We start from the raw sequence: 22,187 nt of genomic DNA, 5'->3' as shown, positions 1-22,187 counted from the left end.
TATATTGTATTAGGGGTATATTTATCTACAAATACCTCGTGTGAAGAAAGAAAAAAGATTACATATACTGCTGGTAGACGACGATGCGGTGGACCGTGAACTGTTTATCGATGCCCTGAATCCTTCGGAAAAGAACTGCCTGGTGTCCGAAGCCGCCGACGGGCAGGAAGCCCTGGACTTCCTGGGCGCCCAATCCTTGCCCGACCTGATCATCCTGGACCTGAACATGCCGGTCAAGGACGGCCGGCAAACCCTCAAGGAGCTGAAGGCGCACCCGGTTTACAAAACCATTCCGGTTTGCATCCTGTCCACCTCCAGCGCCCAGTTCGATGTGCTCAACGCCTACGACTCGGGAGCGAACCTTTTTTTGGTAAAGCCCCACGACTACCGCGAGCTGACCGAAATGCTCCAGAACCTGCTGACGCTTTTCGGTAAATACACCGCATTAGCCGCACCGGCCTCCCATAATGCCCTTTAAATTTCGGACACCTTCACCCAGTCCACCAGCATAGCGCAGCGGCCTTCCCGGATCAGGGCCAGCGTATCCGCGGGAAGTCCCCGGTAGGGGGTTTCCGCCTTGTTGGTATAATAGGGGTAATTACCGCCCACGGCCAGGTTCAGCACCAGGAACTTTTCTTCGTCGAACGACCATTTTCCCACCCGCTCCACCATCTTTCGCGTCAGTTCGTACTGCACCCGGTCGTCGATGCGGAACACCAGGCGCTCCGGCGTGCAATCCACCGAATAGGTATGCCAGTCCGCAATGGATTGCCCGGGCGCGAAGAACAGTTTTTGTACAAAAGGCGAATCGAGGTAAAAGCCGGACCCATGTGCCGCCAGGGAGGCCCAGTCCTGCTCGCCCACGTATTCGATAATGTCCACTTCGCCGTGGTGGGGGTACTCGTTGACGCCCAGCAGCCACCAGGCCTGCCACAAGCCGGCCCCCGGGCACAGCCGGATGCGGGCCGAAGCGGTACCGTGCACAAACTGGAACCTTCCCCGGGTATCGATACGGCCGGAAAGAAAATCGCAGCCATGGCCCTCGACGGTCCGGTAACCGGGCGCATAACGGGGCGTCAGGGCCAGCACCCGGTTGCCTCCGGTTCCCTCGTCCTGCAGCGAAACGGTGAGCGGCGAATCGACATACGCCTGCAGCTCGTTGTTAAAAGGCACCCCTTTTTGCAGCACATTCCAGCGCGACCGGTCCAGAAAGGGGCCCGAAAAATTTTCGAAAAACACCAGCCGCTGGCGGTCGCCCCCGGCCAGCTCCGGCGGAAAGGAGGAAGAAGAAAGCATGTTGATAGGAGAGTTAGCGTTCCTTTCGCCCCGGGGCGGCCGCGTACCGGCTGCGGAACAACACTGCTTCGGGACTATTGGAAAAAAACGAATGAATCAATAACGGCCGCTTCATCCGCTTTATTTCCTCCACGGCCCGGTCCGCGTCGGCGGGGGTGGAAGCCCCGTCCAGGTGAAATACCCGGAAGCCGATCTGCAGCGGCTGCAGGTAGGCCTGTTCTTCGCCGATCCGCTGTTGGGCGTCGGGGTCGTTGCGGTCGATGAGGCAGGCAACGGATTGGAAATTGGCCGCCAGGATAAAGCCGAAATATTCTTCCCGGGTAGGGTAAGGCGTAAAATAAACCCCGGGTTCCAGCCGGAAAACGGGCCCTCTTTCCAGGGCGGGGATGCTGTCCAGCGAACGGCTCTTCATAGCGGGGCCCTCCACCGTTACGGCCCCGTGCTCCTGGTTAATAACCCGCCGGGCCACGTTCACCCGGTCCTTTCCCAGGTAGCAATGGATATAACACCGGCCCCGCAGGTTTCGGACCACCTGCCGCAGGCTGTCAATGGCTTCCTGGTTGTTGCTCACCCAGGGCAGCATCGGTATATGGACCAGGCGCAACCCCAATTCCGCCGCATGGGCTTTTTCCTTTTCGAGCAGGGCGGGCTCAAAGGGCACCACCAGGGGATGCAGCAGGGCCACCACCGTGGTATAGCCTTCCCGCTGCAGCGCCTGCAGCTTGTCCTTTTCGGGATACGGCCCGATGGTGAATCCCTGCCCCACGGCATCTTCGCGGGCCGTGTTGATCCAGGCGGGGTGCAGAAAGGCGTAAACCGAAAAAAGCGCCCCCGCCACCGGCAGCCCAATAAGCAGGGCCTTCCTGGCCGTGCGCCCCGATTTTTGGAGCTGCTGCCAGCACCAGCGGGCCAGGAAAAAGGAAAGCGCCGCCAGCAGGCCGATACAGATCAGTACGCGGACCTTTTCCTGGGTTTCGGTCCAGTTGCGGCTCCGGCCGTAATCCACCACCCAGCGCACGGGCCCCAGCAGGAACAGCGTGCCCAGGAAAAAGCCCCAGCAGGCCCATAACAACAATATGCTCGCAGTTTTTTTCATACCCATGGCAACCCGGGAAATTTTGCCGGCAGCAACTGCCGGGCGGAAATATCGGTAATTTGTAGTTCTTTGCGCCCATCGATCCCGTTCACCGGTTTATTTTTCGATTATGAAAATGATGCCCCTGCTCTCGAAGTTCCGCAATCCCGTCAGCCTCCTGCTGTTGTTTCTTTCCCTGGGCATGGCTTATTTCATTTGGTTCACCGCCACCACCATCCGGCGCAACGACCAGACCTTCCGCCTGGTCAACCACACCCACCAGGTCATTGAAAAGCTGGGACACGTCAATACACAGGTATTCGACTTCGAATCGCAGGTGCGGGGCTACGTTATTTCCCGCAACGCATCGTTCCTGAGCCGCTACGACGCCCTGCAGCACGAACTGGAAACCAGCCTGCGGGATATTCAGCGCCTGACCCGCGACAACCTCGTGCAGCAGCGGCACCTGCAACAGCTGGCGCCCCTCATTGCCGGTAAGATCCGCTTCCAGGAAGAGGTGCTCCGGTCCAGCCGCCAATCGAACGGGCAGGCCCTGAAGCTCATCTCCGGCCTGCAGGGAAAGCTGATCTCCGATTCGCTCGTCCGCATCCTGCGGGTGATGCAGCAGGAAGAAAGGCGGCTGCTGTACCTGCGCATCCACGCCAACCAGGAAGTGAGCCAGCAGCGCTTCAACGCCTCCCTGGTCATTGCCGTCCTGGCCTTTGTCCTCCTCACCGTTGCCCTGCTGCGCCTCCAGCGGGAACATACGCTGCGCAAGACCACGGAAGAAAAATACCGGAACCTGATCGAAAATTCCTCCCTGATGCTGTTCACCACCGACCTGCAGGGGGCTTTTACCTATGTGGGCGGCAAGTTCCGGGAGCTGACCGGCTACAGCCGCGAAGAGCTCATGGGCAACCGCTACCAGATGTTCCTCGATCCCGAATGGGCAGCGGTACTGAAAGCCTTTTACGAGGTGCAGGTGGCGCAAAACCAGAGCGAAAGCCTCATCGAATTCCCGATCCGCACCCGGGAGGGCGCCACCCGTTGGGTGGAGCAGAACGTGATCCTGCTGCGCCACCGCGAGGACATCACGGGCTTCCAGAGCCTGGTAAAGGACATTACGGAGCGAAAGGAGGCCGCCCGCCTGCTGGCCGAAACCGAAGGCAAGGTGCGGGCCCGGCAGGAGGAAAACCAGCGGCTGCTGCAGTCCATCCTGGACCATATTCCCATGGCCGTGTACATGAAGGACCTGTCGGGGAAGCTGCTGATGGCCAACCAGCAGTTTTACGCCATCTTCGGCAACGGCAGGGAGCAGGACTTCGAAAAAGTGGAACGGGCCATGCACCCCGACGCAGCGGTCGCCGAACGCTACGCAGCGGCGGACCGCCAGGTCACGCAAACGGGGCAGGCACGGGAACTGGAAGGCGTCTTCCAGACCCAAAGCGGTCCCCGCGACATGCTGTTTGTAAAATTTCCCCTCCTGGACCCGGACAACCGGATGTTTGCCCTCTGCAACGTGGGCCGCGATATTACCGAAACGGTCCGCTTCCAGCGCCAGCTGATCGACGCCAAATCCAGGGCGGAGAAAGCCGAACTGCTGCAGGAGGAATTCCTGGCCAACATGAGCCACGAGATCCGCACGCCCATGAACGGCATCATCGGCATGACCAACCTGATGGAGACCACCCCGCTCAACGAAGAACAACAGGAATACATCGAGCTGATCAAAAAATCCTCCACCATCCTGCTGCACCTGATCAACAATATCCTGGACCTCTCCAAGATCAAGGCCGGCAAAATGACCGTAGAGCTGGCGCATTTTCACCTGCAGGAAACCGTGAACCGGGTAGTAGCCCCCCTGGAATACCAGGCACGGGAAAAGGGCGTGCCCATCGTAACAGAAATGGAGGAGGCGCCGGTTTACCTCGAAGGCGACCAGAACAAGCTGGTACAGGTCCTGAACAACCTGCTCAGCAACGCCGTCAAGTTCACGCCCAAAGGCCAGGTCACCCTCCGGGTCCGGGCCCTGGAGCCGCAAGGCTTCCAACAGGTGGTGCAGTTTGCGGTAAGCGATACGGGCATCGGCATTGCCCCCGAGAACCTTTCGCTGATCTTCCAAAGCTTTACCCAGGTGAGCGACCCGATGGTGAAGACCGCCGGCGGCACGGGGCTGGGACTGGCCATCACCCAAAAGCTGATCGAGATCCAGGGCGGCCACCTCTCCGTGGCTTCCGTTCCGGGGGAAGGCACCACCTTCACCGTAGCGCTTCCCTACCGCCCCTCGCGGCCCGAAAACCTGGTGGAAGCGCCCCTGCACAGCGAGCTGCGGACCCGGGTGCGGGAATTTGCCCGGGGCAAAAAGGTATTGCTGGTAGAGGACAACCTCGTGAACCAGAAGGTCAGCTCCCGCCTGCTGGAAAAAGCGGGCCTGCAGGTGGACCTGGCCCAGGACGGCAAACAGGCGATCGACCTGCTGGCGGCCGGCTACCGCTACGACCTGATCCTGATGGACCTGCGCATGCCCCGGATGGACGGCTTCCAGACCACGACCTATATCCGCAACAAGCTGCTGCTGCAAACACCCATCATGGCCATGACGGCCAGCGTGCTGCGCAACGAAAAGAAGCGCTGCCTGGAGGCCGGCATGAACGATTACATTACCAAGCCTTTTTCCCCCGACGCCCTGTTCGCGAAAATGGCGGACCTCCTCCAGCCCGGCACCACCGAAGCGGCGGCCGCAGAGGACACCCACCAGCTTACCACGAACGGCCTGTATAACCTGGCCTTTATCGAAGAACTGGAAGACGACGCCTACACCGCCGAGGTGCTGGAAACCTTTTTGGAAACCACGCCCCTGGCGTTTGAGGAGATCAAGGACGCCCTCCTGCGTTCGGCCTGGGAGGAGCTATACCAGAAGGCGCACAAGCTGAAAAGCAGCCTGGGTGTGCTGCAAATGAACAACATCCTTAAATTCATCTCCCAGATCGAGGACGGGGCCCGGAAACAGGAAAACCCGGAGGCTATCGAAAACAGCTTTGCCGCCGCGGTGCACCAGTTTTCCCTGATACGGCCCATGCTGGAAGCCGACCTGGCCGAGATAAGGCAACGAAACCATTAGCGAAAGAAAAAAAACACGACATGAAAATACTGGTAGCTGAAGACGAACCGATCGTTCAAAAGACCATTGCCCTGCGCCTGAGAAAAGACGGCCACGAAGTCATCACCACCGACAACGGCCGGGAAGCCATCGAACTGGCAGACCAGTTCCAACCCGACCTGATCATTACCGATATCATGATGCCCTATGCCTCCGGCCTCGAGATCGTCAGCAAGGTAAAGCAGGGAACCCGCCACATTCCGGTGATCGTGCTCACCTCCATGGGACAGGAAAACGTGGTGGTGGAAGCCTTCAACCTGGGCGCCGACGACTTCATTGCCAAACCCTTCAGCCCGAACGAACTTTCGATGCGGGTGAAACGTTTTTCCACTAAATAGTTCCTGAGTTCCTAAGTTCCTGAGTTCCTGGGTTCCTGGGTTGGCGTAACTCCGAAACGTAAAGCCCGGGGCTGAAACAAACTACAAAAGTCTTAGAGACTTTTGTAGTTTAAACTGTTCGGATAACCCAGGAACTCAGGAACTCTTAAACTTAAAGAATGATCTTACTTTCAGACACCCTCACCGATTGGCTTTTCCGGTTCAGCCTTGCTTTCTGGGTTGCTATCGCCGCCCTGGTGCTGTTCATTTTGTTATACCTGCTGTGGCGCAACCGGCGCAGCCTGCAGCGGCGGCGCCTGCGGGCGTATTTCAGCGATTGCATCAGCAATGCCGGCGTTTGCGATTCCCGCGAAGAAGTGGCGGACCTGGTAGCCGCCATGGCGCCGGACTGGAATCGGCTGCGTACGAATGCCCGGGCCCGCCGGCTGTTCATTAAAGAACTGGTAAAGGCGCAGGAAGACCTCAGCGGACAGGCCTCGGACAACATCGTGGAACTGTATACCTCCCTGGGACTGGAAAAAGATATTCTGGAGCAGCTGGATGCGCCGCAGTGGCACCGCAAGGCGGCGGCCATTAACCAGTTGGCAGCCCTGCGGCAGGCGCACCAGATCGACCGTATCTTTCCCGAGACGAACCACCGCAACGCCGAAGTGCGGGATGCGGCGCAGCTGGCGATCGTACACCTGCAGGGAGCCGAAGGCCTTGCTTTCCTGCAGACCGCCCTTTATCCTATTACCCAGTGGCAGCAGATCCTGCTGCTGCACCAGCTGGACGGCGCCGAGCTGCAGCCCGCCCGGGTGTTGGAATGGATGCGGTCGGGTAACGCGACCGTCGTGGAATTCGCCCTGCGGCTGGTAGAAAAATTCATGCTGTTCGATGGCGTACCGGCGGTGTTCTCCCTGCTGGACCATCCCGGTGCGCCGGTACGGCGACAAGCCCTGCAGGTCGTCAGCGTATTGCCGGCGGAAGGGGCGGCAGCGGCGCTGGAAGAAAAATACCCCCGGGCCGATTATTCAGAACAACTGCTGATCCTCGACATCCTGGGCGCCATCGGCACCCGGGCGCAGGTCCCTTTCCTGCAGGCGCTGCTGGCCACACCCGACGAATTCACCCGCTACAAAGCCCTGTCCAGCCTGCACCAGCTGGACCCGCAGCAGGCAGCCCTGACCGCTCAAGGCCTGCAAGATGACCCTTCCTTTACCTACGTACTCTCCCTCATAACCGGAAAAGAAGCATGAGCACCTGGACGTTCCTATATTATTTCTTTGTGTACGGGATCCTGGCGTATTCGATCATTATCCTGTCTTTCTACATCTTTATCGGCATCTATTCCATCGGCGAAACCCGCCGGTATATGCGCAAGAGTTCCTTTACCGATTACCGGGTATTGTCCTCCTCGGACTATGCGCCCACCTTAAGCGTGCTGGCGCCGGCCTACAACGAAGGAGCCACCATCGTGGAGAATGTGCGCTCGCTGCTGAGCATTTACTACAACCACTTCGAGATCATCATCATCAATGACGGCAGCAAGGACGACTCGCTGCAAAAGCTGATCGATGTGTACCGGCTGGAAAAAGTGCCTTACTTTATGCAACCGTCCATTGCCACCAAGCCCGTCCGGGGCATTTACAAAAGCAAGGACCCGGTGTTCCGCAAGCTGGTGGTGGTGGACAAGGTCAACGGCGGCAAGGCCGACGCCCTCAACGTCGGCATCAACGTGGCCCGCAACCAGTACATCGTGTGCATCGACGTGGACTGCATCCTGGAGCAGGACGCCATGCTGAAGCTGACCAAACCCTTTTTGGAACACCCCGACAAGCGGGTGATCGCCACCGGTGGGGTGGTGCGCATTGCCAATTCCTGCACCATAAGAGTCGGCAAGATCGTGGAAGTGCACCTGCCGCGGCAGTTCCTGCCCCGCATGCAAACGCTGGAATACATCCGGGCCTTCCTGCTGGGCCGCATGGCCTGGGCCCGCATGGACGGGCTGCTGCTCATCTCCGGGGCCTTCGGCGCCTTCGACCGCGAAATAGTGATCAAGGTAGGAGGCTACGACCACAATACGGTGGGAGAGGACATGGAGCTGGTAGTGCGCATGCGCCGCTATATGGAGGAACAAAAGCAGCCCTACAAGGTGGCTTATATCCCCGATCCGCTTTGCTGGACCGAGGCGCCTGCCTCCTTCAAGATCCTGGGACGGCAGCGCAACCGCTGGACCCGCGGCACTATTGAAACGCTGAAGATGCACCGGGTGCTGTTCTTCAATCCCCGTTACGGCGTTATCGGCATGGTCAGCTATCCGTACTGGTTTTTCTTCGAGTTCCTGGCGCCCCTCATCGAATTCACGGGCTTTATCGGCTTCCTGGTCTTCGCCTTCTTCGACCTGATCGACTGGAAGTTCTTTGCCGCCATCACCCTGTTCATTTATTCGTTTGCGGCCGTGTTCTCGGTCTTCGCCATCCTGATGGAGGTGCTCACCTTCAACCAGTACAAAAAGCGCAGGGAGATCTTCAGCCTGCTGGCCACCGCCCTGGTGGAGCCCCTGTTCTTTCATCCCTTCGTGGTATGGGCGGCCATCAAAGGCAACATCGACCTGCTGCAGAAAAAGAAGGCCTGGGGCGAAATGACGCGCCAGGGCTTCCAGACCACCAAACCTAAAACCGGCAGCTAAGGCCCAGGGTACCGAAATACTGGTTGCCAAACGTATCGGGCAGGAATTCATCGCGCGACCAGTTGGCGGACACCTGCAATCCCAGTTGTTTGGTCAGGGACAGCTGGGCGCCGGCCCCCAGCCGGGTGGAGTGCAGCAGGGCGTTGCTGACGATCTGGATGTTGCGGCTTTCGTCGGGAGACACCCCCCTGCCCGCCTGCAGCCAGATATGGTCCCTTTCGTTTTTGAGGTACCTGCGGGCATTGAAGAAATAGGAAAGGTTGGTGCCGGCAGCACTGGGCTGGTAGTAGGAGCGGCCGTTCAGCAGCCAGTTGCCCCAGTATTTGCTCAGGCCCGCCGTAGCGATCCAGACCTCCCGGTCGAAATACAGGAAGCGATAGCCGCCCTCGGCTTCCCAGCCTTTGGATAGTCCCAAAAAGAGCGACAGCCCCTGGCGCCACTGGGGGAACACGGGCATCCGGGAGGAATGACCGGCATTGAAATAAGCATACAGCTTTTTGGAAAACTTCGGGTAGGCATCCAGTTCATACTGGAAGCCGGTGTGCCCGAGCCGGCGGGCATAGTTCAACCGCGGAATGAGAGCGCCGAAGCGCGTCTGGCGTTTGTATTCCACGCTGGCCAGCCGCCAGTCTTCGGCAAACTGTTTATCGAAATGGTGGTGGGTATACTGGACCGTCACCGCATTTTTCAGCGAATCGGTCACCTGCGCTTTGGCGGAACCTGATAGAGCCGCCTGTACGGCCAGAAGGAAAACAAACCTGGGTTTCATAAGGCCATGAAGGTACAAATCCGAAATAAAAAAGGCCCCGGTAAACCGGGGCCATCATCAAAACGCTTCGAATGAAAAAGGGGCTTAACCCACCACCTTCAGGTTGAAGGCGCCGGTGTTCTTGGCACCGTATAAAGTTACCCACAGCAGCAGCATCATTTCGGTGCCGCGGGCCGTGGTGATGTCGCCCAGGTCGACAATGCTTTTATCGTCCCAGCCGAACGATCCCAGGAGGGCTTTCACTTCCTCCTTGGCCACCGCATCGTTGCCGCTGACAAAAACGGTATGGTCGCCTTCCTGCACCAGCGAGGGGTTGACCATCAGGCCGCACCACATGGTGTTGAGGGTTTTTACCACGCGGGCCCCGGGGAAGGCACGCTGGATGTCTTCGCCCAGCGAGCTGGTGTTGCAAACGGTAAGGGTGGGGGGCATGCCCTTCGAAAAATCGAGGGGGTTGGCCACGTCCACCAGCAGCTTGCCATTGAGGTTTTCAGCGCCGGCCAGTCCGAGGGCTTCCACGGAGGCCACGCCGGAAGTACAGTTGAACACGACCTCTCCAAAAGCGGCAGCGTCGGCAAAGGTGCCCTGGCTGGCACGGCTGCCATTTTTTCCCACCCATTCGGCGGCTTTTTCGTTGGTGGCCGAGCGGCTGCCCATGCGCACTTCGTGTCCCAGTTCAATCAGTTTCGATCCAATAGTATTACCTACGATTCCGGTACCTAAAACGGCTATTTTCATTGTTGAAAATTTTTAAGGTAAGGGGGTTTGCGGTGAGAAATAACAGCGTAGCGATAGGGTAGGGAAGACCTGACAGATTTTTGAAACCTGTCAGGTCTTTTCGACTAATCATATCCGCCGAACATCAGCAGGGTGGAGTCGATATCGAGCGCATTCACCAGGCAGTGCAGCTGGCCGGCCTTCAGCAGGGCCAGGGAGCCCGGCAGCAGGCTGCGGATCTCGAAGGCACGCTGGCGGTGCGGAAACTCGTACCAGTCGCCCACCATCATGTACGCCTTGCCGGTCAGCAGGAAGAACACTTCCTGGTTGTCGCGGTGGCGGTGGATGCCGATGTTGCAATCGGCTTTGAGGATGTGCAGGTCCATGTATTCCACCGACAGGGCGCGCTCTTCTTTCACGCCGCCGCTTTTGTGGCCATCGGCATCGAACATCCAGGGCATCACGGGACGTCCCAGCTCGGAAATATCGGAATAGGTCTTGTAGTTCGACAGCAGGTTGCGGTAGTGCAGGAAGCCGGTGCCGCCGTGCGGGTTGGCGCTGACGCCGCCCTGCATGAAGTGGTCGTAGCCGCGCAGGATCATGCTGAACTCGTACTGGTAGTTCTGGCTGTTGCGCGAATCCCAGTAGGTTTTGGTGTGATCGGTCCAGGCAAACTCCACGCGCAGGGTGCGGATGGGGTGCATGGTATTTTCCGGCGCCACCTCGTACATGTTGCGGTCGGCCAGGTTGTCGCGGTCGAAGTCGCTTTTCTGTCCTTTCACCAGGTCGTTGCGCACGATCAGGTTGCCGGCCTGCAGGGCAGCCTTGCCTTTATCGCTCAGCTGGTTGCGCAGGGCGTTAAAGTCGGGGTGCGTCCAGATCTCGATCTCGTAGCGGTTGGTGTCGTTGTTGTAGGGCACCTTGATCAGGTCGGGAGCCTCGTTGTTGCCCACTTTCAGGTGGAGGAAAATAAAGCTGTCCAGCTTGTGGCCCGAGAAGGAGCTCAGCAAGGAGTCGGGACCGCCGGTGTACGACAGCTTCAGGAAGGGGCGGGCCACACCGTCGATGTTGACCCAGCCGCGCACCAGGAAGGTGTCGGTCAGCAGGAAGTCCTTGATGTTCTGCTTCTGGAAATCGGTCTTGTTATCCTGGTTCACGGGGTTCAGGTTGTCCATGTCGATCCCTGCCGGACCCCACAGCTGCAGGTCGGAATAGGGAAACAGGAACTGGAAGGAGTCGGCCTGGTAACAATGCAGGTGTTCGGCGAAGAAGTAGGCATCCTCCATAGCGCGCATCAGCTTCTGCGAAGGGTTCTGCGTATTGTAGTTGATGCCGCCCTGGGCTTTGATGAACCGGTCTTCTTTCGAAATTTTAATATCCTGAATATCGGAGAGTAAAGTTGTCATTCAATTAAGGTTTAGGAACAGTGATAGCCAAAGGCAACAAAGATGAGGGGGGTGGTCTTCGAAGTATTCCGGATACCGTGGATGCCGCCACTCTTGGTGTAGATCACCTTTCCGGGCTTGACGGGGATCTCTTTCACCGGCTTTTCGCCCAGGCAGTAGATCTCCTGCTTCACGGTGGGGTATACATCCGCTATGGCCGGGTCGTCGTCGTTGCCCATGTAGGCAATGCCTTCGCCGGAGACGATGTAGTACAGTTCCTCGGAACCGATGTGCTGGTGCACGCCCTCGAAGGAGCCGGGGGTCACGTTCACCTCGTGGAAGTAGACCAGGTCGCTGCCCAGCTCGCGCTGGAGGATCCACCGCATTTCCACGATGTTGGTATCGTCCTTACCGTCATTGACGAAGGCTTTGTTGTGGCCTTCCATCATGGCGTTCTTATAGCGTACCGGCTTCACGTCTTTCGAATCGAGGAACCAGCCGCGCTGGAAGTCGATGGCGTAGTTGTTGGCCTGCACGGTATTTTCGGGGGCGCTGGGCTTTTGGGTGTTGGGCACCTGGAAGGAGCGCAGGTAGTTGTCGTCCTGGGCCGGGTTGTTGATCTTGAAGCCCGAGGGTTCGTCGGTTTCACTTTCCTGGAAGAACAGGGTGAACAGCTTCAGGTCCTTGATATTTTTCATGGCCTCGGTAAACTGGGGCACATGGGTGATGGAACCGTTGCGGCCCATCTGGGTGAGCACCTTGTAGTGGTGGCGGCTGCCGGGGATGGGGTCCAGGGTTTCCCAGATCTCGCACTGGAAGGCGCGGATCCAGTTGTCGTACACCAGCTTCACGTTGGCCTTGACCACTTTTCCGTCGGGGGCAGTCAGGCCGACGGTACAACGTACCGTGTGGTGGAGCATACGGCCGCTTTCACGGGTCACCTCGATGAGGCGGCTGGCGCGGTACTCGATCCGCAGAATGCGGGACAGGAACTGGCCGTCCTGGTACACTTCGCCCTTCATCAGGGTGATGTCGTGCTTGTTGCGTACTTCCTGCACGTTATAGCGGTACCGCTGGCTGGCGGTGGCATTCAAATAAGCGGCGTGGTAGATACGGTCCGGGAAGAACACCACCCGGAATACCTCGTTTTCTGTTTTGGAATAGATATCCGAAAATCGTTGGTCCATCAGAAGGTTTTAAAGAGTTTTCAAAATTTCATCGGCCACGCGGAAGGAGTTGGCTTCAATGGTATGGGTCGGGTTTCCGCTGCCCGAGGTCGGCATGAAGGCGCCGTCCGTTACGTACAGGTTGTCGAAATGCCAGGCGCGGCAGTTGGGATCCAGCACCGAGTCGGCGGGGTTGGAGCCGAAGCGGGCGCCGCCCAGCACGTGGTTGGCGATGCGGATCAGGCCGTTTACCGCCTGGTAGGAGCCACCGGCACCCAGCACCTGCACACCGCCCAGTTCAAAGATGCGGCGGCACTCGTTGGCCAGGGTATCCATCAGGTAGGTATCCTGCCCATGCCAGGTTTTGTTGACATACGCCACGGGGCGGTTCCACTTGTCCTTGATGGTGGGGTGCAGCTCGATGCGGTTGTTGTACTGCGGCACCTGGTTGGCCATAAAGGAAAGGGAGATCTTGCGTCCGAACTCGCTGTCGAGGTAATCCACGATCTTCTGGCCGCGGAGGGTGGGGTCGCCTTCGATGCCCTGCCAGAGGGTGTCCAGGTCCATGGCGCCCATGGTGCGGAAGAGCGACAAGGGCAGCGCGGAGTCGGAGGTGTTGTTGTAGATAGTGGCACCGGCCCACAGGCCTTTGCTCTGGAGGTAGTCGTCGTTGTTGCAGACGTCGGTAGCCCAGTCGCTGTCCAGGGCGATGGACTTATCGGCGCGGGAACCGGCGGGGATCAGGCCGCTGGCGCCGCCGAAGGCGTGGGTCAGGAAGTATTTGCCCAACAGGTTGTTCTGGTAGATGCGTTTGCCGAAATCGGGGCTCATGAGGGCCGAGATCTGCAGCAGGCGAACCGACTCGATGGCCGAGCAGGCCACCACCACTACCTTGGCTTCCACGATACGCTCCTTGCCGAGGGGGTCGCGGTAGTGCACCTTGTTTACCTTGCCGTTTTCGGAGGAGATATGGGTGACGGTACAGTTGGGCTCGAGCTTAAAGTTGGGCAGGTCCTCGATGGGGCTGAGCAGCGATACCCAGGTGCTGGACTTCAGGCCCAGGGGGTCGCCATAGCGGTTCACGTACGAGGTCTTGATGGATTCGCAGTCGGTGGGCACCTTGCGGCCGCTGGGGGCGTGGTCCTGGGTGATCACCGCCAGGGGAGTGCGGTAGGGCTGTATGGGCTTGCCGGGAAACTTTTCCTTGCCGAAGGCGATCATGCCCTTGAGGGCGTACTCGCTGATGGGGTTGGGCTGCAGCGGGGTTTGGTAAAAGTTCTGACCGTTAAAAGGTTTCAGTTGGTTGTCGGCGGTGCCGTTCAGGCCTACGAGCTGCTCGGTCTTTTCGTAATAGGGACGCAGGGTTTCGTAATCGAAGGGCCAGTCGCGGGTCTCGCGCTTGACGTCGCCATTGGGGTCATTGGGCAGGTTGCGGCCCTGGTTGAAGGACTGCAGCTTGAAGTCGCGGGGGGTAAAGCGGAGCGAAACCGCACCGTACAGGTTGGTGCCGCCGCCTACCACCTGGGCGGTGTAGCCTTCAATGGTCACGCGGTCTTGGCCCTGGAGGTCGCGGTATACGTGGGGCTCGTCGTTGAGGTCGGGTTCCACGTGGCTGGCATAGAAGGGGGCGCCGTTATTGGCGGCTTCCTTCACGCGGATGATTTGTTCGGGACCGTCGGAGATCAGCTCGTCGCGTTTGAAGGTGCTAAGGGCCGAGGAGCCTTCTTTCTGGGGACGGATCAGGGGTCCTTTCTCCAGCACGAGGACCGATTTGTTCTTTTTGGCGAGGGTATAAGCAATAGGCGCCCCACCGGCGCCACTGCCAATGACAATGACATCGTAAATGGTATTCATTCGAGTAATGATTAGACGATTAGGAAGGAATTTCGAAAAGGGTGAACATTGGTTTTAGCCGCGGTAGTCTTTGTTTTTGCCCAAAGGAGCCTCCATGGCCAGGTCCCAGTTGAAGAACGAGGAAGTTACCAGACCGGTCTGGGCGTCCTTGGCGCAGTATTTTTCCTTGAGGTAGTTCCAGCCGGCTCCGCCGATGTTGCCGCCGTAGCGGGGGTGGCAGAAGGCGCCGGTAATGCAGTGGCGGCGCAGGAGCTTCAGGAAATACTGGGGATTGCCGTAGCGGCCGTAGTCCCAGCCCGGTACGTTGTTCGTGGCCATCTGGTTGTACAGGTCGTTGATCATTTCCATCGACACCTGCCAGGAGTTCACAAACGGGTTGCGCTGGCGCAGCACACGGTCGATGAGGTCGATGCAGATCTTGTAGTCGACCAGGTGGTGGCGCTCTTCCTTGGCCAGCAGGTTGGTGATGTAGTTCACCTCACCTACCGACTGGTCGAGACGGTGGATCGGCGTAGCGTCCTTTTCGCCCTTGGTGAGGCCGTAGTAGTAGCGGTTGATGTAGTTCTGGGCGTCCTCGGTGCGGAAGGGGATGATCTGTTCCACCATGCGGTAGAGCAGGTTCATTTCCCACTCCTCGAAGTTCATGGTATAGTTGTAATAGTCGGTAAAGAAAAACGACCATTCCTTACCGTTATTCAGGGTCACGCGCTGGGGGTTGATGAAGTCCAGGCGGTCCTGCCCGTTGACGCGGAACTTGTACTGGTAGCCTTTTCCTACAGGAAGGATAACGGTAAGGTAGTAGAGCTGTGTGCTTTCGCCGTTGTACTGCACGTTCTGCAGTGTCAGCGACTTGTGCATGGGGAAAAACGAGCCGACGATCTCCAGGCTGTTGATCGCTTCGTTGTCGCGGTTGTAGTAAATGAAGGTCACTTCATTGAACTTACCGGCAGTGGCATCCTCCTGCAGCACGGGGGCTACCAGCGGGAATCGCCAGCCTTCGGGAAAATTGCGTGTGGTGGGATCGCGGTATGCATCCCTGACGAGGTACTTGGTGCAGTAGTTCAGGAGTTCCTGAGCCTCTTTGGTGACGGGGCCAAAATACAATGCCATGTAAAAAGTATTTGTAGGATTTAAAAAGACTGCAGAACAGGAAAGGGAATCCTGAAACGTATAGCCAAAGCGATGGCGTGAAGTTCCCGGGAATAAGCAGTCACACAGTACAAGGCAGGAAAGGAACAACATACGGCCATCAGCCTGAAAAGAACACGGTTCAGAATTTTTTCACAGTATTCCGATGCAGTATCGATCGCGAATATTGTCGTAAAAATTTAATCGTTAGTAAACACCGGGCGGCACAATTTCTTTCAACGAGACATCAAAGTAGGAAATATTTTAAACTCTACAATAAATTGGGGGTTATTTTTCCGCACCTTAGTAAAATCCCTTAGAAAAACATGAGCAGTTAATTTTGGCGCCCCCTAAAAGAGGGAAAAGCAGTCGGTTTTGGCGGCTCCGCAAGCAGAGCATTCAGAAGCAGGTAGTTTTGGCGGAGGGGATAAGGGGCAAAAGGGTCAAAAGGGTCAGCGGCGTTTTTTGCTTCCCGCTTCGTTTTTCGTCGTAAGCAGCAGGATTTGGTAGCCAGCGGGAATCCATCTTCAGCGCCTGATCGCCTGTTGACCCAATGCACTCTTTTGACCCGGCATATTTACTTCACGTGGTAGTCCACGCTGTATTGCAGGAGGAAGTCGGCCTGCTTGTGGTTGGCATAGAGGGCTTTCATCCTGGCTTTTGCCTCCTCCTTGGTCTTGGCCGACTTGACCACGGCCACGAAGTCGTTGATGTATTTATCCGTGGCATCAATCAGGCTGAGGTCGCCGGCTTCGCCGTGGCCGGGGTACACTTTCGGCTTCAGGGTAGCGTAGCGCTGCTTCAACTGCTGCAGGTCGTCCTTCCAGTTGGCGATATGGTCAAAGTCGACGCCGTTGCCCAGCCACAGGTGCACGCCCTTGTAGCAGAGGTCGGAGGTGAACAGGGCGTTCAGGTCCTTGCTGTACACGGTGGTCAGGTGTTCGCATTCGGCGGGCTTGTAATTGGTTTCCAGCTCCAGGGTGCCGCCGCCTTCGAGGGTAAGGCTGTTGGAAGGCAGCACTTCCACGATATTGTCGTAATCGAAGCCGGCGGGGTTGGCGTCCGACCTGGGTTTCAGGGCTTGTTCCTTATCCAGCCAGCCCACGCTTTCCATCCAGGCGCTGAAGCCTTTCACGTCGGCCTTGATCTCGGGGGTGGCCACGACGATCCTGGCGTTGGGAAAGGCCTGGTGCATTACGTTGATGCCCATGTAGTGGTCGGGGTGGCCGTGGGAGATGAGGATATGGGTTACCGGCAGGTTTTTGGCTTTCACGTGCTCCGCCAGCTTCTCGGCTTCCAGGCTGCTGCGCAGTACGTCGAGCAGCACGATGGACTGTCCGTTGTCGAAAATGTAGGCGTTTACGGAAGAAGCCCGGCCCTGGTACACTTCTACCTTCAGTTTATTTTTTGCGGGAGGATCCTGTTTTACTACGGGGGTGGAAAAGGAAAAAGTGGCCGAAAGCAGCAGGCCGAAAGCGAGGGTGATCTTTTTCATTTCTGTAATTTTTTGTTCCACAAAACTAGCGGCCCGCAGGCGGGGGAACAATGGACTTACAGGCCGATCAGATGGATTTTTGGGAAAACTCCGCCCGGAACTGCTCGGGACTCAGGCCCTGCTTCTTTTTAAACAGGCGCGAGAAGTAAAAGGGATCGTTGAACCCCAGGTCGTAGGCGATCTCCTTCACCGAGTCGTGCGAATAGGACAGCTGGCGCCGCCCTTCGAGCAGCAGGCGGTCGGTAATGAGGTCGGCGGTGGACTTGCCGGTGCGGCGCGTAAGGATGCCCGACAGCTTTTTGGGCGTGATGTTCAACGAATCGGCATAGAAGCCCACGCCGTGTTCGTTGCGAAAATGGGTATCCAGCAGGTAAAAGAAATCCAGGTAGTATTTATCGGTAGCGGAGGTTTCCAGCAGCAGCGAGGCTTTGTTGACTTCTTCCAGCTTCCACAAAAAAGCCAGCAGCAGGTGCTGCAGCATCTGGCTGCCGGGGGAAGTTAAGGCGTTGGGGTATTCGGCGGCCAGCAGGGCGAGGATGCGGGTGAGCAGGTCCCAGTCGGCAGCGGCGGTTTCGATGAGGGCGTGCTGGTACAGCGGATTGAGGATGGTCAGCTGCTGCCAGGCGTCGGCAAGGCGGGCGTCGAAAAAGTCGGCCGTGAACAGCAGGAAATACCCTTCGAGGTCAGGGGCGAAATAGCCCAGGTGCACGCTGCCCTTGGGAATCACCAGCACCTGGGCCGGGTTGACGGTATACGTTTTGAAATCCACGGTTTGCCGGCTTTGGCCTTCCAGCACCAGCAGCACGGAATAAAAATCATGGCGGTGGTGATCTTCAGGCTGATCCAAAACATTGTTTTTCAGCGGGATCAGTTCGAAGGACAACAACTTCCCGTCGGGCCGGACGAATGGAACGGTGGGCACAATCTGTGACATAAACGAAATGCTGCACTCTTTACACACCAACAGCAGCCGGGCAAATTAAGTGAATTTCTCCCAGTGCCAAAAGAGGGATTGACGCACAATTCCTTCTTAAAGTACCCCTGTGATAAGCAAGGTTGGCAACATATTAGCATAGTATCGGATAAAAAACTGTATGAAAGTCATCTGTATTGACGGGGGAAGGAGAGCGGAAGATATCGGCACGGAGCCCCTGTTGCAGGAAGGAGCGGTATACCTGGTAGAAGGCGAGGTTTATGGCAACACCTCCAGGGGCACGCTGGTAGAATGCTACAAGCTCGCCGGCATCGAACTGCCGTTTGTTTATGTAAAGAACCGGTTCATTCTCTGTTCCAGCGATCCCGAAGAAGGAGAGGAAGCCCAAAACGATCCGGGCCTGGAACAGGATGAAGAAGCCGCCGAAACCGCGCCGGAAAAAGCCCTCCTGGCCTGCTGAGCTACAGGCTACCCAGCCTGAAGATGTCCCCGGAAACGGCGCCGCCCCGGGCGGTGCCGCCCCCCACCTCCCGAAACGCGCTTCCCTTTACCCCCTGAATGATCGCTGTCCCTTCTCTATTGACGATGAACCATCTGTCCTTGCCTGTTGGCTGTTGTCCATGGGTTATGGTCCTCTTTCGGCGCTCTTAAAAAAACTTTTTAAAATTTGCAGCCGGGAATGGGGGATAACCGCAGTTGGATTGTTATCAGGTAAAATAAGCGCATTGGCAGAAGCTGTTGTCCATAAACCCGTTTTTCATTCGCTGCGCATGGAAGAAAGCGATAGGGGGCTGGCGGAATTGCTGGCCCGCAAAGATGAAGCGGCCTTCGAACAGGTATTTCGCGCCCATTACGGGCCGTTGCATGCCTATGCCTGCTCGTTGCTGCAGGACGAATGGGCGGCGGAAGAAATGGTGCAGAACGTATTTTACAAGCTCTGGGAACGGGCGGACCGCCTGTCGCTGCAGGGACCGCTGGCGGCTTACCTGTACCGGGCGGTCTACAACGAAAGCCTCAACCACCTCAAACACCGCAAAGTAAAAGCCGAACACGGCCTGTACGTGGCCCGGCAGGGGGCTGCCGCCAGCGGCCCTGATAGCGGCCAGTTGAAAGAGCTGCAAACCCGCCTGCATGCCGCCATCAACGAACTGCCCGACCAATGCCGCCTGATTTTCCAGCTCAGCCGCTTTGAGGACCTGCGCTATGCCGAGATCGCCCGCCACCTGGGCCTGTCGGTCAAAACCGTGGAGAACCAGATGGGCAAAGCCCTCAAAGTGCTGCGCACGAAGCTGGCCGAATTCCTCACGCTCCTTTTTGTTTTCACCCATTTAAACGACCACCTGTGAACCCGGGATACCACGATATGGACAGCTTGCTGGTAAAATACCTGCTGGAAGAAGCCACGGAGGCCGAACGCGCCGCCGTGGACGCCTGGATAGGGGGCCAGGAGGCCAACCGCCGGCACTTCGAGCAATTAAAAACCCTCTGGCAGCAAAGCCGCCCCTCGGGCGCCCGCCGCCCCCTGGACGAAGACGCCGCCTGGCAGCGGATGAAAGCCCGCCTGCAGCCGGCGCCCCCACCGGCGATGAAAGGGCGGATGGCCCCCGGCTGGTGGAAGGCCGCGGCCATCCTGCTGCTGGTCGTAGGCAGCGCCCTGCTGGCTTTTTTCCTCCGCCGCGAAGCCCCCGTGGCCCAGCTGGCGGTGCAGAGCCAAAAAGAAGTCCTGCACCAAACCCTGCCTGACGGCTCGGAGGTGACCCTCAATAAAAACTCGCGCCTGCGCTATCCCGAAAAATTCAAGGGCGATACCCGATCGGTGGCACTCGAAGGCGAGGCTTTTTTTGAGATAACCCCCGACAGGAAAAAACCCTTTGTCATTACCGTGAATGAGGTGACCGTAAGGGTAGTGGGCACCACGTTCAATATCAGGGCCCGGAACGGGCTGACCGAAGTGGTGGTGGAAACCGGCGTGGTGCAGGTGAGCCGCCGCGGGCAGGTGGCCGAGCTGCACCCCGCCGAACGTATCACCGTTTCCCCCGGGGACGGCGCCCTGCAAAAAGAGCCCCTGGCCGACCACCTGCACGACGCCTACCGCACCGGGGAGTTCGTCTGCGACCATACCCCGCTCTGGAAGCTGGTGGCGGTGCTGAACGAAGCCTACGGCAGCCGCATTGTCATCGCCCGGCCCCAGCTGCGCTCCCTGCCCCTGACCACCACCTTCCGCCACCAGTCGCTCGACACTATTTTGGACATCATTGCCCAGACGCTGGAGCTGGAAGTGGTGCGGAAAGACGACCAGATTTTTTTGCAATAACGATAAGCACTCTTTTATGAAGAATTCGTCTGTAGCACGAAAAGGCCTCCTTATGCTCGGCCTGTTCGGCCTCTGTTCCCTTCGGGCCGCCGCCCAGAACCTGCTGAACCGGGTCATTCCCCTGGAAGTGAAAAACCAGCGCCTCGACCAGGTGCTGGAGCTCCTGAGCAACAGCGGCGGCTTTTATTTTTCCTACAATTCCGCCATCCTCAAACCCGATAGCCTCGTCACGCTTTCGGCGCGGGACAAAAGCCTGCGGCAGGTGCTGGGCACCCTTTTCCCGCAGGGCTATGAATTCCGCGAAAGCGGCAACTACCTCATCATCCGCCGGGCACCTATCCGGCTGACGCTGGTCACCAACCAGGCCGCTACAGAGGACCGCCAGTACGTAGTCAGCGGCTACGTGCTCGACGACCTCACCGGGCGCCAGCTGCCGGCGGCCAGCATTTACGAAAAACAGCAGCTGGTATCGGCCCTTACCAATGCCGACGGCTATTTTAAGCTGCGCCTGAAAAGCCGGGTCAAGACCGCCGCCCTCACCTTCAGCAAGGAATTCTACCAGGACACCACGGTGCGGATCGAACCCTCCTTTACCCAAAAGCTCACCATTACCCTGCTGCCCGAAAGCGGTCCCGACATCACCATCATCCGGCCCGAGGATTATTTTGTCCCCGACTCCCTGCGGGTACGGGTGACCACGCCTGCCGGCAGCGCCGACTACCGCTTTGTACGGGTGGATACGGGTGCGGTGGAAACCACGGCCTTGGGCAACCTGCTGCTGTCCTCGCGGCAAAAGCTGCAAAGCCTCAACCTCCGGAAATTCTTTACCGACCGGCCCTTCCAGGTGTCGGTGGTACCCGGGCTGAGCACCCAGGGCAAAATGAGTGGTCAGGTCATCAACAATGTATCGTTCAACGTTTTTGGCGGCTACGGCGGCGGCGTGGACGGCTTTGAGCTTGGCGGCCTGTTCAATATCGACAAAAAAGATGTGCAGTATGCCCAAATCGGCGGCCTGCTGAATATCGTCGGCGGCGGGGTGAATGGCCTGCAGGTAGGAGGGCTGAACAATACCGTGCTGGGCGGGTTCAACGGCGTTCAAATCGGGGGCATCAGCAACCTGGCGGGCAGGAGCTTGAACGGCCTGCAGGTGGGCGGGGTGTACAACCATGTATCCCGCAACGTCAATGGCTTCCAGCTGGCCGGGGTGGCCAACTTTGCCCGGGACGAAGCCCGGGGGCTGCAGGTGGCCGGGGTGGCCAACATCGCCAACCGCGAAATGGACGGCCTTCAAATGAGCGGGGTTTTTAATTATGCGAAACGACTGAAAGGCGTACAAATCGGCCTCATCAATTTATCCGATTCCTCCGACGGCTACAGCATCGGCCTGATCAACGTGGTGCTGCACGGCTACCACAAGCTGGCCCTTTCCGCCAACGAGGTCACGCCCTTCCACCTGGGCTTTAAAACCGGCAACCGCCGCCTCTACAGCATCCTGCAAGGGGGCCTGAACCGGAAGGAAGGGGAGAAGGCCTACACCTTTGGCTACGGCCTGGGCACCGAGCTCGGGCTGGCCCGCTGGCTGTCGCTCAACCCCGAGATCAGCGGCAACTACCTCTACCTGGGCGCCTGGGACTATGCGAATATATTGGGCAAAGGCGCACTGAACCTCAACCTGAAATTCGGCAAATACGTTTCCCTCTTTGGCGGCCCCGTGTTCAATGCCCTTTACTCCAACCAGCCTACCGCCCTGGGCGGCTACCGCTTCCCGCTGCCGCCGGCGAACCACCGCCCGCTGGACCTGGGCTTCGGAATGTCCAACTGGACCGGCTGGATCGGCTGGAACGCCGGCATTCATTTGTTTTAAAAAATTTCTTTTACCGGCATG

At 58.2% G+C, this 22,187-nt stretch carries 19 protein-coding genes; 9 read left to right on the top strand and 10 right to left on the bottom strand.

Features of this window, described 5'->3' with window-relative positions; all coding sequences use genetic code 11:
- Positions 1–40 precede the first annotated feature (40 nt).
- Positions 41–478 (top strand): response regulator, encoded by a 438-nt coding sequence (locus V9K67_RS01300; protein ID WP_336719516.1) that lies wholly within the window; start codon positions 41–43, stop codon positions 476–478.
- On the opposite strand, the gene V9K67_RS01295 is transcribed toward V9K67_RS01300, so the two are convergent.
- Together V9K67_RS01295 and V9K67_RS01290 are read right to left on the bottom strand one after the other, a co-directional pair.
- Positions 475–1,296 carry a glycoside hydrolase family 16 protein gene (locus tag V9K67_RS01295; protein WP_336719514.1) on the bottom strand — a complete coding sequence of 274 codons (822 nt, stop codon included), beginning with the start codon at positions 1,294–1,296 and terminating at the stop codon, positions 475–477. The genes V9K67_RS01300 and V9K67_RS01295 overlap by 4 nt on opposite strands.
- A gap of 13 nt (positions 1,297–1,309) precedes the next feature.
- The gene (locus tag V9K67_RS01290; RefSeq protein WP_336719513.1) at positions 1,310–2,392 is read right to left on the bottom strand and encodes a hypothetical protein; all 1,083 of its coding nucleotides are present in this window, start codon (positions 2,390–2,392) and stop codon (positions 1,310–1,312) included.
- Positions 2,393–2,501: 109 nt separating this feature from the next.
- Between V9K67_RS01290 and V9K67_RS01285 the strand changes: the two genes are divergently transcribed.
- The 4 genes from V9K67_RS01285 to V9K67_RS01270 all read left to right on the top strand — a co-directional run bounded on the left by V9K67_RS01285 (position 2,502) and on the right by V9K67_RS01270 (position 8,540).
- Complete coding sequence (locus V9K67_RS01285; protein ID WP_336719512.1) at positions 2,502–5,492, top strand: PAS domain S-box protein; 2,991 nt, start codon at positions 2,502–2,504, stop codon at positions 5,490–5,492.
- Between the two features lie 20 nt (positions 5,493–5,512).
- The gene (locus V9K67_RS01280) at positions 5,513–5,869 is read left to right on the top strand and encodes a response regulator transcription factor (RefSeq protein ID WP_336719511.1); all 357 of its coding nucleotides are present in this window, start codon (positions 5,513–5,515) and stop codon (positions 5,867–5,869) included.
- Between the two features lie 158 nt (positions 5,870–6,027).
- Positions 6,028–7,107, top strand: a complete 1,080-nt coding sequence (locus V9K67_RS01275) for a hypothetical protein (RefSeq protein WP_336719510.1) — start codon at positions 6,028–6,030, stop codon at positions 7,105–7,107.
- Complete coding sequence (locus tag V9K67_RS01270; RefSeq protein ID WP_336719507.1) at positions 7,104–8,540, top strand: glycosyltransferase family 2 protein; 1,437 nt, start codon at positions 7,104–7,106, stop codon at positions 8,538–8,540. Before V9K67_RS01275 ends, V9K67_RS01270 begins: the two co-directional genes overlap by 4 nt.
- On the opposite strand, the gene V9K67_RS01265 is transcribed toward V9K67_RS01270, so the two are convergent.
- From V9K67_RS01265 to V9K67_RS01230, 8 genes are all read right to left on the bottom strand, one after another.
- Positions 8,524–9,309, bottom strand: coding sequence for a YaiO family outer membrane beta-barrel protein (locus tag V9K67_RS01265; protein WP_336719506.1), 786 nt, complete (start codon positions 9,307–9,309; stop codon positions 8,524–8,526). The genes V9K67_RS01270 and V9K67_RS01265 overlap by 17 nt on opposite strands.
- Positions 9,310–9,393: 84 nt before the next feature.
- On the bottom strand, positions 9,394–10,047 hold the full coding sequence (locus V9K67_RS01260; RefSeq protein WP_336719505.1) for an NADPH-dependent F420 reductase: 654 nt from the start codon (positions 10,045–10,047) through the stop codon (positions 9,394–9,396).
- Positions 10,048–10,151: 104 nt separating this feature from the next.
- Complete coding sequence (locus tag V9K67_RS01255) at positions 10,152–11,432, bottom strand: cupin domain-containing protein (protein ID WP_336719504.1); 1,281 nt, start codon at positions 11,430–11,432, stop codon at positions 10,152–10,154.
- An 11-nt stretch (positions 11,433–11,443) separates the two neighbouring features.
- Positions 11,444–12,598 (bottom strand): cupin domain-containing protein, encoded by a 1,155-nt coding sequence (locus tag V9K67_RS01250; protein WP_336719503.1) that lies wholly within the window; start codon positions 12,596–12,598, stop codon positions 11,444–11,446.
- Between the two features lie 9 nt (positions 12,599–12,607).
- Positions 12,608–14,431 carry a GMC oxidoreductase gene (locus V9K67_RS01245; RefSeq protein WP_336719502.1) on the bottom strand — a complete coding sequence of 608 codons (1,824 nt, stop codon included), beginning with the start codon at positions 14,429–14,431 and terminating at the stop codon, positions 12,608–12,610.
- A 54-nt stretch (positions 14,432–14,485) separates the two neighbouring features.
- Entirely contained in the window at positions 14,486–15,541 is a 1,056-nt protein-coding gene (locus V9K67_RS01240) for a hypothetical protein (RefSeq protein WP_336719501.1), read from the bottom strand.
- A 595-nt stretch (positions 15,542–16,136) separates the two neighbouring features.
- On the bottom strand, positions 16,137–17,054 hold the full coding sequence (locus V9K67_RS01235) for an MBL fold metallo-hydrolase (RefSeq protein ID WP_336719500.1): 918 nt from the start codon (positions 17,052–17,054) through the stop codon (positions 16,137–16,139).
- 67 nt (positions 17,055–17,121) lie between these two features.
- Positions 17,122–17,988: a helix-turn-helix domain-containing protein gene (locus tag V9K67_RS01230; RefSeq protein ID WP_336719498.1), complete on the bottom strand. Its 867-nt coding sequence runs from the start codon at positions 17,986–17,988 to the stop codon at positions 17,122–17,124.
- 160 nt (positions 17,989–18,148) lie between these two features.
- On the opposite strand from V9K67_RS01230, the gene V9K67_RS01225 reads away from it, so the two are divergent.
- The 4 genes from V9K67_RS01225 (at position 18,149) to V9K67_RS01210 (ending at position 22,166) form a co-directional block, all read left to right on the top strand.
- Positions 18,149–18,448 carry a hypothetical protein gene (locus V9K67_RS01225; protein WP_336719496.1) on the top strand — a complete coding sequence of 100 codons (300 nt, stop codon included), beginning with the start codon at positions 18,149–18,151 and terminating at the stop codon, positions 18,446–18,448.
- A gap of 265 nt (positions 18,449–18,713) precedes the next feature.
- On the top strand, positions 18,714–19,334 hold the full coding sequence (locus V9K67_RS01220; RefSeq protein ID WP_336719494.1) for an RNA polymerase sigma-70 factor: 621 nt from the start codon (positions 18,714–18,716) through the stop codon (positions 19,332–19,334).
- A complete protein-coding gene (locus V9K67_RS01215; protein ID WP_336719493.1) occupies positions 19,331–20,302 on the top strand; it encodes a FecR family protein in 972 nt (323 codons plus the stop codon). Before V9K67_RS01220 ends, V9K67_RS01215 begins: the two co-directional genes overlap by 4 nt.
- 16 nt (positions 20,303–20,318) lie before the next feature.
- On the top strand, positions 20,319–22,166 hold the full coding sequence (locus V9K67_RS01210; RefSeq protein WP_336719491.1) for an STN and carboxypeptidase regulatory-like domain-containing protein: 1,848 nt from the start codon (positions 20,319–20,321) through the stop codon (positions 22,164–22,166).
- The last annotated feature ends 21 nt before the right edge of the window (positions 22,167–22,187 follow it).

It is taken from the genome of Huijunlia imazamoxiresistens (assembly GCF_037132455.1).
Lineage (GTDB): Bacteria > Bacteroidota > Bacteroidia > Chitinophagales > Chitinophagaceae > Flavisolibacter > Flavisolibacter imazamoxiresistens.
Note: the sequence above shows the minus strand (reverse complement) of the source record. Positions and strands in the feature narration are given on the sequence as shown.

What these genes read in the sequence shown, in the direction of transcription:
- V9K67_RS01280 (WP_336719511.1), top strand. Translation starts at nt 5,513, where the DNA reads ATGAAAATACTGGTAGCTGAAGACGAACCGATCGTTCAAAAGACCATT.
- V9K67_RS01285 (WP_336719512.1), top strand. Translation starts at nt 2,502, where the DNA reads ATGAAAATGATGCCCCTGCTCTCGAAGTTCCGCAATCCCGTCAGCCTC.
- V9K67_RS01210 (WP_336719491.1), top strand. Translation starts at nt 20,319, where the DNA reads ATGAAGAATTCGTCTGTAGCACGAAAAGGCCTCCTTATGCTCGGCCTG.
- V9K67_RS01225 (WP_336719496.1), top strand. Translation starts at nt 18,149, where the DNA reads ATGAAAGTCATCTGTATTGACGGGGGAAGGAGAGCGGAAGATATCGGC.
- V9K67_RS01255 (WP_336719504.1), bottom strand. Translation starts at nt 11,432, where the DNA reads ATGACAACTTTACTCTCCGATATTCAGGATATTAAAATTTCGAAAGAA.
- V9K67_RS01235 (WP_336719500.1), bottom strand. Translation starts at nt 17,054, where the DNA reads ATGAAAAAGATCACCCTCGCTTTCGGCCTGCTGCTTTCGGCCACTTTT.
- V9K67_RS01270 (WP_336719507.1), top strand. Translation starts at nt 7,104, where the DNA reads ATGAGCACCTGGACGTTCCTATATTATTTCTTTGTGTACGGGATCCTG.
- V9K67_RS01245 (WP_336719502.1), bottom strand. Translation starts at nt 14,431, where the DNA reads ATGAATACCATTTACGATGTCATTGTCATTGGCAGTGGCGCCGGTGGG.
- V9K67_RS01230 (WP_336719498.1), bottom strand. Translation starts at nt 17,988, where the DNA reads ATGTCACAGATTGTGCCCACCGTTCCATTCGTCCGGCCCGACGGGAAG.
- V9K67_RS01250 (WP_336719503.1), bottom strand. Translation starts at nt 12,598, where the DNA reads ATGGACCAACGATTTTCGGATATCTATTCCAAAACAGAAAACGAGGTA.
- V9K67_RS01295 (WP_336719514.1), bottom strand. Translation starts at nt 1,296, where the DNA reads ATGCTTTCTTCTTCCTCCTTTCCGCCGGAGCTGGCCGGGGGCGACCGC.
- V9K67_RS01275 (WP_336719510.1), top strand. Translation starts at nt 6,028, where the DNA reads ATGATCTTACTTTCAGACACCCTCACCGATTGGCTTTTCCGGTTCAGC.
- V9K67_RS01265 (WP_336719506.1), bottom strand. Translation starts at nt 9,309, where the DNA reads ATGAAACCCAGGTTTGTTTTCCTTCTGGCCGTACAGGCGGCTCTATCA.
- V9K67_RS01240 (WP_336719501.1), bottom strand. Translation starts at nt 15,541, where the DNA reads ATGGCATTGTATTTTGGCCCCGTCACCAAAGAGGCTCAGGAACTCCTG.
- V9K67_RS01290 (WP_336719513.1), bottom strand. Translation starts at nt 2,392, where the DNA reads ATGAAAAAAACTGCGAGCATATTGTTGTTATGGGCCTGCTGGGGCTTT.
- V9K67_RS01260 (WP_336719505.1), bottom strand. Translation starts at nt 10,047, where the DNA reads ATGAAAATAGCCGTTTTAGGTACCGGAATCGTAGGTAATACTATTGGA.